15 protein-coding genes are annotated in these 15613 nt (G+C 41.3%); 5 read left to right on the top strand and 10 right to left on the bottom strand.

Features of this window, described 5'->3' with window-relative positions:
- The first annotated feature begins 29 nt into the window (after window positions 1–29).
- Window positions 30–587 (top strand): PhnA domain-containing protein, encoded by a 558-nt coding sequence (locus ACQEXU_RS02605; RefSeq protein ID WP_367989880.1) that lies wholly within the window; start codon window positions 30–32, stop codon window positions 585–587.
- Between the two features lie 304 nt (window positions 588–891).
- Here ACQEXU_RS02605 and ACQEXU_RS02600 read toward each other — a convergent pair whose 3' ends face one another.
- The 3 genes from ACQEXU_RS02600 to ACQEXU_RS02590 form a co-directional block, all read right to left on the bottom strand.
- A complete protein-coding gene (locus tag ACQEXU_RS02600; protein WP_367989881.1) occupies window positions 892–1083 on the bottom strand; it encodes a hypothetical protein in 192 nt (63 codons plus the stop codon).
- Between the two features lie 286 nt (window positions 1084–1369).
- Window positions 1370–2329: a TerC/Alx family metal homeostasis membrane protein gene (locus tag ACQEXU_RS02595; protein ID WP_427009553.1), complete on the bottom strand. Its 960-nt coding sequence runs from the start codon at window positions 2327–2329 to the stop codon at window positions 1370–1372.
- Between the two features lie 494 nt (window positions 2330–2823).
- A complete protein-coding gene (locus ACQEXU_RS02590) occupies window positions 2824–4563 on the bottom strand; it encodes a bifunctional metallophosphatase/5'-nucleotidase (RefSeq protein WP_427009552.1) in 1740 nt (579 codons plus the stop codon).
- Between the two features lie 305 nt (window positions 4564–4868).
- Here ACQEXU_RS02590 and ACQEXU_RS02585 point away from each other — a divergent pair, with 305 nt between their 5' ends.
- Window positions 4869–6500 carry a DUF2813 domain-containing protein gene (locus tag ACQEXU_RS02585; protein WP_367989884.1) on the top strand — a complete coding sequence of 544 codons (1632 nt, stop codon included), beginning with the start codon at window positions 4869–4871 and terminating at the stop codon, window positions 6498–6500.
- A 110-nt stretch (window positions 6501–6610) separates the two neighbouring features.
- On the opposite strand, the gene ACQEXU_RS02580 is transcribed toward ACQEXU_RS02585, so the two are convergent.
- Together ACQEXU_RS02580 and ACQEXU_RS02575 are read right to left on the bottom strand one after the other, a co-directional pair.
- Window positions 6611–7102 carry a DUF1097 domain-containing protein gene (locus tag ACQEXU_RS02580; RefSeq protein WP_367989885.1) on the bottom strand — a complete coding sequence of 164 codons (492 nt, stop codon included), beginning with the start codon at window positions 7100–7102 and terminating at the stop codon, window positions 6611–6613.
- 171 nt (window positions 7103–7273) lie between these two features.
- Complete coding sequence (locus tag ACQEXU_RS02575; RefSeq protein WP_367989886.1) at window positions 7274–8179, bottom strand: LysR substrate-binding domain-containing protein; 906 nt, start codon at window positions 8177–8179, stop codon at window positions 7274–7276.
- A 247-nt stretch (window positions 8180–8426) separates the two neighbouring features.
- Between ACQEXU_RS02575 and focA the strand changes: the two genes are divergently transcribed.
- Window positions 8427–9872 carry a formate transporter FocA gene (focA, locus tag ACQEXU_RS02570; RefSeq protein ID WP_427009551.1) on the top strand — a complete coding sequence of 482 codons (1446 nt, stop codon included), beginning with the start codon at window positions 8427–8429 and terminating at the stop codon, window positions 9870–9872.
- Between the two features lie 80 nt (window positions 9873–9952).
- Here the strand turns inward: focA and ACQEXU_RS02565 are convergent, their stop codons facing one another.
- From ACQEXU_RS02565 to ACQEXU_RS02555, 3 genes are all read right to left on the bottom strand, one after another.
- On the bottom strand, window positions 9953–10522 hold the full coding sequence (locus tag ACQEXU_RS02565; RefSeq protein WP_367989888.1) for a YceI family protein: 570 nt from the start codon (window positions 10520–10522) through the stop codon (window positions 9953–9955).
- Window positions 10519–11058, bottom strand: a complete 540-nt coding sequence (locus ACQEXU_RS02560) for a cytochrome b (RefSeq protein ID WP_427009550.1) — start codon at window positions 11056–11058, stop codon at window positions 10519–10521. Before ACQEXU_RS02560 ends, ACQEXU_RS02565 begins: the two co-directional genes overlap by 4 nt.
- Before the next feature lie 161 nt (window positions 11059–11219).
- Window positions 11220–11468 (bottom strand): DUF2164 domain-containing protein, encoded by a 249-nt coding sequence (locus ACQEXU_RS02555; protein WP_427009549.1) that lies wholly within the window; start codon window positions 11466–11468, stop codon window positions 11220–11222.
- A 275-nt stretch (window positions 11469–11743) separates the two neighbouring features.
- On the opposite strand from ACQEXU_RS02555, the gene ACQEXU_RS02550 reads away from it, so the two are divergent.
- Both ACQEXU_RS02550 and ACQEXU_RS02545 read left to right on the top strand, forming a co-directional pair.
- On the top strand, window positions 11744–12379 hold the full coding sequence (locus tag ACQEXU_RS02550; protein ID WP_427009548.1) for a hypothetical protein: 636 nt from the start codon (window positions 11744–11746) through the stop codon (window positions 12377–12379).
- A 506-nt stretch (window positions 12380–12885) separates the two neighbouring features.
- Window positions 12886–13683 (top strand): EAL domain-containing protein, encoded by a 798-nt coding sequence (locus tag ACQEXU_RS02545; protein ID WP_427009547.1) that lies wholly within the window; start codon window positions 12886–12888, stop codon window positions 13681–13683.
- A 476-nt stretch (window positions 13684–14159) separates the two neighbouring features.
- Here the strand turns inward: ACQEXU_RS02545 and ACQEXU_RS02540 are convergent, their stop codons facing one another.
- Window positions 14160–14315 carry a YoaH family protein gene (locus ACQEXU_RS02540; RefSeq protein WP_367989893.1) on the bottom strand — a complete coding sequence of 52 codons (156 nt, stop codon included), beginning with the start codon at window positions 14313–14315 and terminating at the stop codon, window positions 14160–14162.
- A 72-nt stretch (window positions 14316–14387) separates the two neighbouring features.
- Complete coding sequence (locus ACQEXU_RS02535) at window positions 14388–15587, bottom strand: conjugal transfer protein TraF (RefSeq protein ID WP_427009546.1); 1200 nt, start codon at window positions 15585–15587, stop codon at window positions 14388–14390.
- Window positions 15588–15613: the final 26 nt, after the last annotated feature.

Genomic DNA, 15613 nt, shown 5'->3' with positions numbered 1-15613 from the left:
TATTAACACCTAATATATGTGAGTCCATTATGTCTTCTGAATCTACTATGCTAGAACGCTGCCAATCGAAATGTGAATTATGCGCTGCTGATGCGCCATTAACGGCATACGCTGTTCCTCCGCACAGCCACGTGACAGTAGATTACGGCATCATGGTCTGCGACAAATGTCTGGGTGAAATCGACGAACCTAAAGACATTAACCACTGGCGTTGTCTAAACGACAGCATGTGGAGCCAAGTACCGGCAGTACAAGTTACTGCTTGGCGCCAACTTACTCGCCTAAATACTGAAAGCTGGGCACAAGATGCGCTAGACATGATGTACATGGAAGAAGAGCAAATGAACTGGGCAATGCAAGGAATGTCTGCTGACGACAAACCATTCGATTGCAACGGCGTTGAACTTAAAAAAGGTGACGACGTAACGGTAATCAAAGACCTACCAGTGAAAGGCACTAACCAAGTGATCAAGCAAGGTACAGTTATCCGTGGCATCAGCATCGGTGACGACCCTAAACTTGTTTCTGGTAAAGCGAACGGCGGCCAATCTATGTACGTTATCGCAGAATACTGCCGTAAGAAGTAATTTTAATTCCATAGGTAGCAGCCCAGCACGATAACGTGTCATGCTCGTTACTTATCGAAAAGTGATATTTTAAAAGCTCTCAATATTTTTATTATTGAGAGCTTTTTATTTATCTCTATCAAATTTACTCACCCTATTCCCTATCCACTATAGATCTAAAGAATTTCCCTACCTTGTTTGAGTAATTGGCTCACAAAATGTGACGCCGTCACATAATATTTATTTGTTACTCATTAATCCCTTATTTAAGGCATAAAAAAACGCCGGCATGTGCGCCAGCGTTTTTCAATCGATTTATCAGAACTTAACGACTTAAGCCGATGTCTTTTTGCATGTGAACCGACAGATCATTCGCGTAGTGAGCACGCGGAGAGCTGTTGTCTGTAAACAAAATATCTAATAAATGTGCAATCAATCCTTTGAAGTTAACCGAGTAGGTTTTCTTATCCATAGAGGTTGGAGCAGCGATAGTATCAATGTGCATTGCTTGTGCCATGGTTGCCTCTCTATATAATCCGGTAACTTGTTTTGTTGTGCTAATATTAATCAAATATTCATTGAGCAAAAAATGACAAAAATTAGATTTTAGAATTAGATTTTCTAATGGAACAATACCTTAACATTTACCCTTTCACTTTATGCACAAAACCGCGATGAAAGTGCATTAAAAACCATTTGATTTATCTTTTAATTCAATAAAGAAAGAATAAGCCGCTTATCATTTACATTATTACTACATTTTAAAATAAAAAAATGCGGCTTACTTCTTGATTAATATTAGATTATCTATTCAAAGTTTCGATAGCTAATGCACGCTCTTTACGCTGCTTCATAATCGATGCAACAACTGCGATGGTCATCACAGACAACAAGACAGTAAGTGACCATAACGTTGGGATTTCCCACTTTGAACCCACTAACATCATTTTCACACCGATGAATACCATAATGAATGACAAGGCTGGTTTAAGATAAATAAACTTATCCATCATCCCCTGCAATACAAAGTAAAGAGAACGTAGTCCAAGCAATGCGAATACGTTTGCCGCTAACACTAAAAATGGCTCTCGCGTTACAGCAAAGATTGCTGGGATGGAGTCAAGTGCAAACATCACATCCATAAATGCAATGACACCAATAACAACCATCATTGGGGTCACCATGCGTTTTCCATTCTCCCTTACTACTAATGCGTTACCTCGATACCCATCAGTCACACTCGCAAAACGGCGAATGATCTTCTCTGGTAGCGGATTAATTTCTTCATCACCTTTATCACGAGCAAGTTGGATCCCTGTCCAAATCAAAAACAGTGCAAATAGATACAGTAGCCAGTGATACTGAGCCAGTAATTGAGCTCCGACACCGATCATGATGCCTCTTAAGACAAGTGCACCTATAACCCCCCACAGCAAGGCTCTTGGACGCAGATGTTCAGGGACAAGGTATTGATGAAAAATAATCGCGAAAACAAACAGGTTGTCGACACTAAGAGATTTCTCGAGCAAATAACCCGTTAGAAAAGAGATTGTCGCTTTTTCTGGCGTATAAACACTGTCTGGTGCATAGACATCCCAGAATAAATAGATACTGGCTGCAAATAAGAAAGCTAAAACAAACCAAAATACGCTCCATAGCGCGGCTTTTTTAACGGTAATTTTTCCGCCACGGGTTTGCCAAATATCGAGAACAACTAAAGATAGCGTTAATAGGCCAAAAGCCAGATAAGTCATTGGGGTCATGATTCCTCCAAACGCGGAGGGATCGGTTTTCTATATCGACGACCCCTACCGCAAACAAACGAAAACCTTCAGAAAAACCCTGAAAGTTGATTTGATTACGTTGGTCTCGTCGAAGTGATAACTCTGTTTCCAACAGTATTAGCACTTATACTTACCGGATAGGTCTGAGCCTAACGAGATGACGATAAGTAAACCAGAGGCGACTACTCCCCAAACAGCGCGATTCTACTCCTGAGGTTCCAATTTTGTCTATAGGAAAAATCAGATTAATTGCACCTTATAAGTAGCAAAAAGGCACATTCAAATGTGCCTTTTTATCTATGATGATTTAAACACCACCCATTGGTACAAAATAAACAAGTGCGGACCATATACCGATCCAACTTATGACGACAGCAATATCAACCCAGTCTTTACCCCACATGGTTCCCCCTAAATTGTCTGCTTTATTTATTCACAAACCTTATAGGTGTAGCCTGCAACGTTTATACCAATTATTTACCGAGTAATGCGGTACCCGTTGTTTCTAACGTCAGTTTTTCTGGATCTGAGCACAGCAAGGCAATAAAGCAATCTGCCATCGACTCATTGCTGATATAAGACTCTCCACTTAATTGCAGCAGTGCTTCATACCCTTCTTTCCCCTTCATTGTGTAGGCCGAAGAAGCGCCTGTGTAGACTTTATCCGCTATGACTTTCTGCCAACCTAACTCAGATGAATAGATTTCAAGATTGGCTATCCGTTGACCTTTCGGTGACGCTTTTAAATATCGAAAACGTAAGTTATGAGTATATGGATAGGAGCCTGATCCTGTGCCTTCAACGCCGTTATTTGTGGCATTGTTAATTGCCCCTTCTAGCGCAGCGGCAATCACCTGCCCTTTAACCTTATATACACCAATAGGAACGGCAAATGGCAACAGCTTACCTGCAATATCAGCTACGGTTATTTTGCCGGCATTGAGCGATGTTCTAACACCACCAGCGTTATGAATGGCAAAATCCACATTGTGACCAAGTGTATTCATCTGATAACAAAAAGATTCCGCCACTAAAGGGGCAACCTGGCTTGGCCCCTGCTCATCAGGGATCCTTACATGCCTTAATGGTTGCGAAGCATTAGCAATCACCTGCTTTTGCAATTTTCGAACTTCTGGAATGTACTTATCCACCAAAATACTCTGTACTTGCGGGTCTTTTTGACAAACCACCACATTTGGGTGTTGGTTTAGATAGTCACACGCTTGTTGATGAGGTTGATCAGTCGCGGCTTCATTCATACTTGCATCAATAAACAATCGGCGACCAAGCAACAATTCGTTTCTGCCATTAAAACGAATCACTTCACCATTGGCCGCAAAATCGACCTCACAATGACCAACACTTAATGCGTGATACCCCGCTTGGACAACATACGTTTGATTCACTTTTACGCCATAAGGATCGGACTTAGCCATTCCAATATCGCTAAAATCACCTTGTAACACATGACTATGGCCACCCACAATTAAGCTAATCCCAGAAACACTTTCTGCTAACTCCAGATCCGCTTCGTAGCCGAGGTGGCTCAACAGAATAATTTTATTGATGCCCTGACTATGCAGTGCCATCACGGTATTCTTTGCTGTTTCTAGTGCGTTTACAAACGGCGTATCCGCGTCTGGGTTTGCAATGTCGTCCATCTTATCGAGCGACAACCCAAACACAGCAACTGGTTCTCCATCAATTTGTTTGATGATCCAATTCGCTTTTTGTCCTTCAACATCGTAACTATGTACTTTGGTGTTTTCTGAAAGCTTTACGGCCTTTTCTTGGCATTCGTTTGATAAATCCCAGTTTCCTGCGAGCAAGGGAAACTCGATTCTCTGTGCAAAGCACGCTACAGGCTCGTTACCCATATCCAGTTCATGGTTACCAAGTGCCATTGCATCAATATTTAACGCATTCAACATATCTGCGTTTGCGACGCCTTTAAACAATGAAAAGTATAAGGTGCCTTGAAAGCAATCACCAGCGTGTAAGAAGAGGAAGCCTCGCTTCATCCGTGTTGCATCATCACGCAGTTGATGCACACGAGTTGCAATACGAGCGAAACCACCTGCACTGACGAAAGGCGTCAATTCACGTTCACCGTTTTTGATATACAGAGGCAGCGATGTGGGTTCGAAGTAAGAATGAGTGTCATTAATGTGTGCCAGCGTTAGAGAGACTGGCTTGTTGTTTTTATCTTGCATATTTTGTCTTCTCTATTTTTCATCTCCATCCTAGCGCAATGATCATGACAGAATCGTGACTTTTATGAAATAACTTTGAAAAGAAATCATAAAAGCGTTAGTGCGGTCATATAGTTATCGACATTGACCTAACAATATGTGAGCTAACATTCTGCTTATATTAGTTTTTTCTATTAAGCTTAAAGTATGCTTGGCCATATACCTAAACATCAATACTCTAGAAATACTGTTAAAAATCAGAGAGAAACAGCAATTGTATAAAACGGTGTGGTATGACGTTGTTGGCAGCTTACGGGAGTTAACTTATGCAGTTAGAAAGAATTGAGATTTCCGGCTTTCGAGGTATTAAAAGAATGTCGCTCGCATTCGATGAGTTGACAACATTAATTGGGGAAAACACATGGGGTAAGTCATCTTTACTTGATGCCCTATCCGTTGCGCTGCCTCCGGAAGGCGTCCCCTACGAATTCGAAATGACCGATTTTCATGTCGACTATTCCATTGCTCATCCTCAATCACAGCACCTGCAAATCGTGCTTAGCCTGATATCTAATGATAAGAATGAAATCAATGCCGGCCGCTATCGACGTATTAAACCCATCTGGGTGCAAGATGAGCAAGGCAAGTACCGTATTTTTTATCGATTAAGCGCAACTCGTGAACAATATGACATAAAAACCAAATACGCATTTCTTGACATCGAAGGCAACCCGCTGCCTCTTCACCATTCCGAGAAACTAGCGGCTGAATTAATGACATTACACCCTGTTATTCGCCTTAAAGACTCACGCCGATTCGAACGACCTTTTGATGCATCCAATGGATTCAACACCCGCGTCGAAAAACGGATCAATAACACTTGTCGCCGATTAATGGCGCTACCTGGTCATGTCAATAAAGGGGAAATGAAAAGTAGTTTAAATTCAATGAATACCTTGGTTGAGCACTACTTTAGCTTTAAAAGTAGTTCACGTAAGAATCCAAGAAAGCAACGAGATGGTTTGTTCTACAGTGCAACAACTAACGAAAAAAGCATCTCCCAAGTTGTCGAAGAAACCAAGAATAAACAAACTCGCTTACTTTTTATGGGCTTACTAAATGCTTATTTGCAAGCAAAAGGACCAACAGAGTTAAGGCGTTGTGCTCGACCTTTGTTGATCATTGAAGATCCCGAAGGACGCTTGCATCCTACACACCTAGCAAGAGCTTGGAGCTTGTTGCAACTACTCCCCATGCAAAAGATCTTAACCACCAACAGTGGTGATTTACTCGCACAAGTGCCAATCCACAGTATCCGACGTCTCGTGCGTCAATCAGACCGCACTGTGACTCGCTATCTATCTCAGCAAAGTTTGGGGAAAGATGATTTAAGGCGGATTGGCTTTCATATCCGGTTTCATCGGCCCGGTGCTTTATTCGCTCGCTGTTGGCTTCTTGTGGAAGGCGAAACCGAAGTATGGTTATTTAACGAACTCGCCAATCAATGTGGCTATAACTTAGCTGCAGAAGGCGTTCAGATCATCGAATTTGCCCAATCTGGGCTTCGCTCCTTGATTAAGATTGCCAAAGCATTTGGTATCGATTGGCATGTGGTTACAGATGGGGACGCAGCTGGGAAAAAGTATGCGACAGCGGTTCGCGCTCAGCTCGAGCACGATCAAGAACGGCACAGATTAACCGAATTACCTGATAGAGACATTGAGCATTTCTTGTATAACAACGGCTTTGAGTTCTTTTTCAAAGACATGATCAAAATCCCTCACGATCACCCTATTCCTGCCAAAAAAGTAGTTACCCGGGTATTGAAGAAGTTTGCTAAGCCCGATCTGGCTTTAGCTATCGTGTCACACTGTGAAGATAAAGGAATGGAATGTATCCCACTCTTATTGAGGTGGACATTGAAACGGTGTGTCACAATGGCGAATGGCAATACCTAGTTGATAGACAAATACGCAGAAAGAAAAAAGGCACCTGACCAGGTGCCTGTATTAAAAGGAAGACAAAACTTCGTAATACTAATCAATCGGGGGTAACCTAAAAGTAAGCATTAAGCTCGTGTAGAAAGCTTAGCGTCATTACTTGTTTTAGGTTGATTTGATTTCTGATGCAGCCACAAACCGCTTGCTTTCATTAAGTAGCCAAATATGCCACCTAAAATAAGAGACGGAACCACTAAGCTCCAATTCCCATCAGCGGCAAAGGTCGCACAAGAGCCTATAAAGGTGCCCGGTATATAACTCAGCCATTGTTGCTTCGCTTGAATACACATGAAAAATGCTACTACAGCAGTAATGACATAACCCATTATTTCAAGAGAAACAAAATTGGACAGATGGATAATAACCAGTGCCCAAAAAACGCCTGCCATATTCGTCAACAAACTTTGTAAAAGACCGACAACACCGCTCTTTGGGGATGCAAAATAACTGGTACAGCCTAAAAAGCCCGCCCAAGATAACAAACCCAAAGATACTGCCACCCATCCCCATACTCCGGACAAGATACCAGTAGTGAGTGAAATGGCGAATAAAGTGCTCATATGCCCTCGCTGTCGCTGCAGCTTGTCTACAGCATCATGAATCAAGAGGACATTCTACGTTCTACTGCATAGAAATTAAGGATACCGATCACATTTACAAGTAACGATGCGACAGTTAGTTTCCTTTAATTGTGACGCAAACGGTAAATCAACAGAATTGGAAAATATAGATTATAGAACTGATGGTTTTCCTTTCATCATTCGTAACCCTTCACGCTTGATGCACTCTGCTAAAGGGTTTTCAACCATATCTGCTCGCCATATGAAAGACAGTGTACGTTCCATGTTCAACTCAGGAACATTTAGTGCAACTAATTGCCCGCTCTCAATAAACTTTTCTACATCGAGGTACGGTAGACACGTTAGATATTGTCCGTGAGCAACCATACTTCTTAATACAGGCACATGTTCGTACTCACGCCAAACATCTAAATCTTCAATAAGATGGTGAATGGAGCTATCAAAAATCTTTCGAGTACCAGAACCATGCTCTCGTAAAACCCACTTTGCTTGTTCTAATTGCGCTAGACTCACACGCTCGGAACGCGCATAGGGATGGTGTGCAGCGGCAACGACAGTTAAATGATCTCGACACCATACTTCTTGGTGAATCCGATTATCATCACAACGCCCTTCTATAACGCCTAAGTCATATTTATAATCCAGCACCCCTTCAATTACGCTGTTGGTACTCTTCACTTTCAGTGATATACGCATTTCAGGGAAGTCATTATCAATAATGCTGATAAGATCTGGAACCAAATGTTCTGCTGGTGTTTGACTCGCACCGAGCCTTAATTCTCCGCTGAGTAAATGTTGTTCATAGAACCCCATTTGTATTTGCTTCGCATCTTGCAGTAAGCGTTTTGCTTTTGGCCTTAACCACATACCCCAATGGGTTAATGCCATTTGCTTGCCTTGCCTTTCAAACAAAGGACGACCTAGCATCTTCTCTAGTTGTGCGAGCGACATACTCGTCGCTGACTGTGTTAATGCAAGCTTTTCAGCCGCTAGGCTTACGCTGCCTGAATCTGCGACGGCATCAAATACCGCAAGTTGCTTTAATGAATAGCGCACTGAAGCTCCTGATCTCATTCCTTAATTTGTAATCCATGCCCGTTCATTGACCTCTCAGAATAGGCAAGCTGTTTCATTTTACTGGTGCATTTGTACATATCAATCTTTTTGATAAAGATTTTAAAAATTATCAATTTTACCTCTATACCCTACTTCTCTAATCTGAATTGGCAGTCAGGCAACAGGCCTTATAAACACCTTTAATTTTTCACGGAGGTCAACATGAACAACAGATTAGGGAGCAGAAATGTCAGCTGAAACTAATCATCAATACTTTTCTCCTGCAGAGATGATGGCAGAAGCCGAAAAGTTCGCTTTGAGCAAAGCAAAGAAAAGTGACGGGATGATCTTAAGCTTGTCAGTTATGGCGGGTGCTTTTATCGGATTAGCCTTTCTTTTCTACATCACAGTGACCACAGGCAGTGCTGATGCAGGATGGGGGTTAAGTCGACTCGCTGGCGGTCTAGCATTCAGTATGGGGTTAATACTGATTGTAATATGCGGCGGAGAACTGTTTACCAGCTCAGTGTTATCGAGCATTTCTTGGGCAAATAAACAGATCAGCTTCGGAAAAATGCTCTCAATTTGGGGCAAGGTGTATGTCGGTAACTTTATCGGCGCAATGTTTTTGCTCCTTTTAGTATCTGCAGCTGGTCTGTATCAATTGGATCACGGTCAATGGGGCTTAAACGCTCTAAATATTGCGCAGCACAAGCTTCACCATTCACCAATTCAAGCATTTTCTCTTGGTGTGTTGTGTAACTTACTCGTGTGCTTAGCAATTTGGCTAACGTTCAGTAGCGCAAATGCCATGACAAAAGCAGCGATGACCATTATGCCTGTCGCCATGTTTGTCTCTACTGGTTTTGAACACTGTGTTGCCAACATGTTCATGGTGCCACTAGGCATCGTCATTCAAAATTTTGCACCAAATAGTTTTTGGCTAGAAGCCGGCGTCAATGCCAGTCAATACGCTGATCTTAATATTTACCAATTTGTTACTGCCAACCTAATCCCAGTCACACTGGGCAACATTGTCGGTGGCGCCGTATTAGTTGGACTTGCCAACTGGTGTATCTACCGTCGTCCGCAACTTAAAGCGGCGAACGTATCAACCATTACAAATACAACTCAAATTACGACAGTTAAGGACATCATTATGAACAGCAACATCACCGTTAAAGAAATTATGAACACTCGCCCACTGACTCTTTCTGTAGAAATGCCAACAGCAGTCGCGATTGACACTCTACTCGCTAACCACCTTGATGGCGCGCCAGTGTGTGATGTTGAAGGTCGTTTGGTTGGTTTTTTCTCTGCTCACGATGTCATGGTTGATTTGTGGTGTCAGGATTACATTCCAAGTACGGAACAGAAAGTCGTGGATTTGATGTCACGTGATGTGATCGCAATAGATGCAGCAGATAAGCTGGTAGATGTTACTGAATTTCTATGTATTGACAAAGAGCAGCTATACCCAACAAGCGGAATGGGCATCGCAACACGTATGACGTCATTGTCTCTAGAAGAGCGCGCAAAGAGCATGAAGGTAAATAAACCACACATGTTACCTGTGCTTGAAAATGGACAACTCATTGGCGTTCTTTGCCGCGAACATGTTTTGAAAGCATTACGAGATGTTTACGGAGAACGTTTAACCGTGGTTAATCAACAAGAGCTTGAAACCGCGTAACAGTTTTGGTCAGGAAATAAGTCGCCTACAGACCAAAAAAAAGCCCCCTTTTGGGGGCTTTCTCTTTGAATCAAGGGTATTTATTTCTTAATACCTTCGACAAATAGTTCCATATCAACATAGCTTGATGCGCCCATGACCGCGATATTGAAATCTGCGAGTTCAAGTCGTGTCGTACCTTCAAAGCCAGCACGCTCGCCACCCCATGGGTCTTGGCCAGCTCCAATAAACTCGGCATCAATCGTGATTGTTTTCGTGACACCATGTAAATTCAGTTCACCAATCACATCTAACTTACCATCACCTTTGTCGACCACTTTTGTACTAGTAAATGTCGCCGTTGAAAACTTACCCGCATCGATAAAATCTGAGCTACGGATGTGTTTGTCACGTTCAGCATGATTAGAATCCAAGCTACGTGTATCAACATTTACAGTTACTTTTGATGCTTCAATGTTTTTTGGATCGTAAGAGAATTCACCATCAAATTTATTGAATCGACCTTTCGTGAAACTGTAACCCAGATGGCTTACTTTGAAGTTAATGGATGCGTGAGCACCCTTTGTATCGATAACGTAATCCGCTGCGCTGGCACCAAAAGGCAGTACCATGGCCATAGCTAGTCCTGTAGCAAATAACGTTTTTTTCATTTTGAAGCTCCTATCATTTTGCGTAGCGTGTTGTCTTTATTAATCACATGATGTTTTAGTGCAGCGATAGCGTGAAAACCAGCAAGTATCATCAAAGCCCAAGCTGCATAAAAGTGAATGGTTCCAGATAGGTCGGATTGCCCTTCAAAAAGTGCACCTAATCCCGGAACAGTAAACCAACCGAAAACATCGATACCTCGTCCGTCTTCCGTTGAAATGAGATAGCCCGATATAAACAAAGTTGCTAATAAACCATACATAGCGATATGAACCAGTTTGGCACCTAAGATCTCATAGGCATGACCTTCCACACTAGGTGACACCGTCACAAACTTCCAAATCAATCGAAAGAGCGTGACTGCCGCAAGAATGATACCTATAGATTTATGCCAATGAGGCGCAGTTTGATACCATTCGCTGTAATAGCTTAGATCTACCATCCACAAACCAACACCAAACATGCCTATTACTATGATTGCAGATAACCAATGAATGGTACGGGCTGTCAGGTTGTAGCTTTGTACATCAGAACTCATAACTAACTTTCTCTATCTTGCTTTTAAATGTAAATGAGAATACCTATCAGGCATAGTACATATACCTCACTCTTCGCAACATAGTATTTACCATTCTTTACATTCGTGAAATAGAGCACACCTGTTCAACTACATCAAAAATTTTGAATAAGAGTTTTTTGCTAATACTTGCTTATCTGTTCTATTTCATACAGCTCATCATCAATGTCTTGAAGCTTCCTGTGAATAACGGTCTGTGCATCGACAATCCCTTTGTTATAGAAAGCAGGCCCAAATGTGTCTACGATAAAATCAAACATAAACTCTGCATCAAACTGCCCGATTTCAACTTGAAGTTCGTCCATTAAGTACTTTTGCAAAGCTTCCGCCATATCGTGCTTTTGTTGTGATGTAAATTCAATCTTGGCCATATTTGTTTAAACCTTTTCGTATTCTTACCGTTAACGATTATACCCTAATGACCTTGGGGTTCTGGATATGGAGTGTATTACCTTAAGTTAAAAATCAAGTGATTCACACCAACCACACGACCTTGGCATGGCTTGACCATGTTTTATGAAAAGCCCATGATCTCAAAGAAAAAATCGTGTTCATGATCATGGTGTCAGTATTTTTGAGCAAGCGCTGTAACGAATTATGTTAATCTGAGCTTTTGCTCTGGTGCTCGTTTTCTAGGAGAGATGATTTGTTATTGGATGTGCTGATTCAAAGTGTTAACGAGTTTCAAACGGACTGCATGAAACTATGTGAAAAACACTATCCTACGATTCACAATCAGGGCATGAGCGAACACCATTTAGGTCTTGCGTTTGCTCGCCGCTTAGCTCGGACGCTGAATGAGTTCGGACATACTTGCGATTTTGCGCCAATGGAGTCTTTGAAGTCGACAGATTATCCCCATCACTTTCGTGTGAGCTCAGATGCAGGGACCGTCTGGGTTATTACCTCCCATTTAGTCAGTGCAGGACCGACTTGTCGCAAAAAATTATTCCGAGCTGTGGGGCAATGGCAACAGGAGTATGCGTATGCTATCCAACCAAATGATTTATTACTCCTTTTAACTGATCATTGGATTTCGCGAAGTAAGCAAAGCCGAGAGCTACTCCACTGGTGGACAGGACAGATCCCAGATGAAATTGACGAATATAATGCTCAAGGCATCAGCCTATACGAAAGTGACTCTCAGCTTGCTTATGACCTTGAGAAACACTTTAATGTTAGCCCCTATTACGTCAAATTTACACATCCATTAAAACGCTCGACGAACCAAAGTTTAGTTAGAAAGTATATTCAGCTCTATTCAGTTATCCAATTAAGTTGATGCTTTAGCAACATCTTTAATCCACCGTGTATTAGTCTTGTTTACAAGCCACACGAATAACAGATACAAACCTCAACAATTGGTCACCTTCCTCAACGCCATTACATACCGATCCCTGCATCAGAATCTTTCCCAGAGATGGTGTCAGCCACAACAAACGATTAGACAGAGCGATAGGTTCGTAAGAAACATTTTTCAATAAGATAGAATATTGAGAGATATATCTAGAATTTGGCGAATAATATCTGGTATCGCTTTATTAGCGGCTAAAACAAACTTAATGTCTAATACGTACAATTGACAAGGATAAACGACCAGACCAACACCAACAAACATCAAGTCAATCGAATTAACTATTTTATCTATTAACAATCACATAAACCATAAAGCACCGTTGTTTATGCGTTGACATATTAATGACATTATCAATAATGTGACGCGATATTTCATGATTTTTCACAAAATATGCGACAGATTTCATTCTTTATAGTGAGCTTGGTAACAACATGATTCTCTCCCTCCAGCAACAATTCCAAGCGTGTATAGAACTAAATAGCGCGTATCAGTTTGTTGCTAACTATAAAGAACTTACCCTTTCGAGCGTGTTTCAACCGATTTTCAATCGACAAGATGGCATTATTGGCGTTGAAGCTTTAGTCAGAATAAAAACGGCTCAAGGAATACAAATTAGACCGGATGCATACTTTCAATCGAATGCAATAAATTTAGAAGACAAGATCAACGTTGAACGGTTAAGTCGTGCAATACATATTCGTAACTTTTCACGTTCTAAATACGCACATCTAAAATTGTTTTTGAATGTCCTCCCTTCTGCTACTGAATACCTTACATACAACGGTCTTGATAATAGCTTATTAATTAAACGATTAAATGACTTAAACATCCAACACTCACAACTGGTTATGGAGCTCGTTGAATTAAAGTTTCATGACGATGATACACTGCGTGAAACAATGATGAAGTTAAGCGATCAAGGCTTTCATGTTGCTGTCGACGACTACGGAACAAAGGCGTCAACAAAAGAACGAGTTGAACTCATACAACCTGCTATCGTAAAGCTTGATCGCTCTATCATGTTAGACTTTTTAGATGCTAAACCAGAGAAATTATACGAAGGGTTACGTGTTGCGAAGTCGATCGGTGCTAAGGTTGTTGTTGAAGGTATAGAAACAAAACATCAATACGATACCATGAAGCAGCTCGATATCGACATGTTTCAAGGTTACTACCTCGCAATGCCAGAAGCCTTAAGTCCTTACGAGTCCATAACCTGCTTAAACTAAAAACAGCCTCACGTTCTAAGCCTAGTTCTTCAATTGTTCGTTAGCGCAGGCCGACTTAACATCTCCCAAACAACTCAATGACCTTACTGAACAACTAGCCCGATACATATCAAAAATTCTTCAGCGTTATAACCTTCGATTACACCCACTTTAAATTTGATCAATATTGATCAAGACCTTTCGAATTTGATCATAAAGCTCAAATTTAAACATTTTGTTGGTGAGTAATTACTGTTTCTGTAAAGCAAGTTTATTCGCAGCATTTTATGCTAGAACAAAAACAGCCTAACATCTTTTATGTAATTAAATTACACAATAAAACCAAACAAGATCAGCAGCAGTCGATCATTCCACTATAACCTATTGATTTAATTAAACAAAGGAGTAACACGAAGAGAAAATTAAAGATTTGCAAGGAAAGTTACTTTGACAGAAGAATATTCTACTGCTTAATTAAAGATAAAAGAAAAGGCAGATTACTCTGCCTTTTCTTTTGCTGCTTGGTCACGAATTTCTTGAGCGACTATTTTGATGGCTTGTGCAGTACTGATCCCTGATGCCATGAGTTGCTGTATTTTCTCAACGGCAACTTGTTGTTCTGAGTGGCTCAGAGGAGGAAGATCATCCAACATAAAAACTCCTAGCAATAAATAAGAGCCGATAGTAAACAGATTTTTGATTGGATGCCAGCATTACTCCATTCACTAGTAACTTGTCAGAAAGTTCACGTAAGCTCCCATCGAATTTTCATTAGTATAACTTGCACCTAAATCAAGCTGGAACAAATTCAAAGGTGAAAGTCCAATACCTGCTGTGAAGGTATCGTCAGTATCATCATAGGCGATATTCTTGTTCCAGCCAGCACGCAATTTTAGTTGGCGTAATATATCCAACTCCCCTCCTACCCTAACCATTTGAGTATTGTCGTTGAAATTGGTGTAGCGTTCATTTTCGTTCAATTCGTAATCAGCACTTAATGTAAAGTAATCTGAGACAATACCTGCTCCAACGGTATATTGAGGCCTGATTTGATAAGCATATGTTTGTGTGAGATCGCGACTTTGGCTCGGGTCAATGCTTGAAGTGACCGTTTGGTTCAGCGTCAATGTTTGAATATCTCGGCTAACAAGGTTAGTCGCCGAAAAACCGATTCTCAACGGGCCATAAAACCATAAGAATCCAGCATCCATGTTAAACATGGTTTCTCCTGTACCATTATCACGTACATCTTTAATATCGTAGCTATTCAAGTTTGCTGAATATACATAGGTATAAATTCTTTGTAATTTTGGCGTAATACCAAATGCAATGTGTTGTCCTAAGAAGGTTTGATATTTCGCCAGTGAGATGCCAACTTCCGTCACCCCAATAGAAACGGCGTTGACAGCACTTAACTCTGCATTCACCGCGGTGTCTATGGTTGAAATTCCGGTATTTGAGCCAGCATAGATATCAGTTTCGGCGAATGATTCGGTATATGCTTTACCAAACACATTTGCAGCAACATACTGATTTGGAATAGCGAATGCCACCACCCCACCCAGCTCTAGTTTTGCTTTGTCACCCTGTAACGAATCGAGTGTGGTTTGTAGTTCGGATACTTGGCTGAAATCACCATTTGCCGCTTTATCAATGATGCCAGCGGCCGTCTCTAGTTCATCGACCATCATGTATTCGTCGTTATAGGCTAATCCAAAGCTTGGCGTGATCATGCCAACATCATCATTACGACGATATATTGCTGTTAATGCTGGATTATAAAAAGGTGCAGTGAGAAAGTTTGCTGAGACAACACCGACACCACCCATGGCATCGCCTCGAGCCTCGATGGCATAGCTTGCGGCTTGTACAGAACCGGCTGCACAAGCAATTGAAAGAGTGAGAAGCTTTATTGGTTTTTGCATAACGATATAAACTCTTTAATTCCCTT

The organism is Vibrio sp. TRT 21S02 (genome assembly GCF_050113675.1).
In the GTDB taxonomy this organism is placed as follows: Bacteria; Pseudomonadota; Gammaproteobacteria; order Enterobacterales; family Vibrionaceae; genus Vibrio.
The sequence above is the reverse complement of the archived record's forward strand: the minus strand, read 5'-3'. Positions and strand labels throughout refer to the sequence as shown.